Origin of the sequence: Kribbella hippodromi (assembly GCF_039531045.1) — a bacterium.
GTDB classification, from domain to species: Bacteria; Actinomycetota; Actinomycetes; order Propionibacteriales; family Kribbellaceae; genus Kribbella; species Kribbella hippodromi.
Window position 1 is genome coordinate 1 of sequence record NZ_BAAAPH010000055.1, and the last position, 1,325, is coordinate 1,325.

1 protein-coding gene is annotated in these 1,325 nt (G+C 68.3%); it reads right to left on the reverse strand.

Annotation, left to right across the window (positions count from 1 at the left end):
• Window positions 1-16: 16 nt before the first annotated feature.
• Entirely contained in the window at window positions 17-1,279 is a 1,263-nt protein-coding gene (locus tag ABD260_RS37445; RefSeq protein ID WP_344241730.1) for an IS30 family transposase, read from the reverse strand.
• Between the last annotated feature and the right edge of the window lie 46 nt (window positions 1,280-1,325).

Consider the following 1,325-nt stretch of genomic DNA (forward strand, 5'->3'; position numbering starts at 1 on the left):
GGCGGGGTCCAGTGGTCTAAGCAACGAGTAGTTCGGCTAGTGCTTGGGCTGGGGTTTTGAGGTTGAGTGTAGGGCGGGGTCGTTGGTTGAGGGTGGTGGCGATCCGGTCGAGGTCGGCGGCGGTGTGGGTTGAGAGGTCGGTGCCTTTGGTGAGCCAGTGCCGTAGGAGCCGGTTGGTGTTCTCGTTGGTGCCGCGTTGCCAGGGTGAGTGCGGGTCGCAGAAGTAGACGGGCATGTCGAGGTCGAGTTGGATGCGCCGGTAGGCGGCGAGTTCGCGTCCGCGGTCCCAGGTCAGGGAGCGGCGCAGGTGGTCGGGCAGTTTGCGCATTTGGGTGATCATGGCTTCGGCGAGGGTGTCGGCGTCGTGCTGGCCGGGTAGGTGCAGCAAGAGGGTGAACCGGGTGGTGCGCTCGACCAGGGTGCCGACCGCGGAACGATTGGCGGACCCGATGATCAGGTCGCCTTCCCAATGTCCTGGCACGGCCCGGTCGGCGGCCTCGGCGGGGCGCTGGCTGATCGTGAACGCTTCCCGGTACGGGTTCCGGGTTTGGCGCTGGTCGCCGCCGCGGGGTTTGCGCGCTGCTCGGCGCAGGCTCAGCTGCCGGTGCAGGTCCTGGCGCAGCTGGCCGCGGGTCTGCACATACAGCGCCTGGTAGATGGTTTCGTGCGACACACGAGCCATCTTCTCCTCGATGCTGGTCCCGGGGTGATCGTGGCGCAGGACCGCCGCGATCAGGCCCGGTGACCAGCCGGCGTCCATCCAGTCGGTGATCCGGCCACACAGCCCCGGATCGGCGGCCAGCTTGAACTCTTTGGGCCGTCGCCGTCGCTCATGAGCGGCACGGTGGGCTACCGGTGCCCAGTACGACCCGTCCCGGCCGCGGTTACGGGCCACCTCCCGCCAGACCACCGACTTGTCCCGCCCGATCGCCGCACCGATCCCGGCATACGACAACCCCTGCCGCAACAGCACCGCGATCACCGCCCGGTCCTCACTGCTCAACGCCCGCCGCCCTCCCGGCACTGCTCCCGGCGCTCCCGCGACCCCACCCGGCACTGCTCCCGGCACTGCTCCCGGCACTGGCGCTGGGGCGCTGCCCGGCAACCCACCAGCCCTGTTCTGCCGCAACGATGGCTCCACAAGCCCCGATGTTCGCCACCACAACGAACCCGTATCCCACGACACGCCGACCGCCGAGGCCGCCGACTGCACCGACCACCCACCACACACCAACGCGAAAAACCCATCCCGCACCTCAAACGGATACCTCATCGGCATACACAACACCCTCCATCAGGCGTTGCTTAGACCGATGGACTCCGCC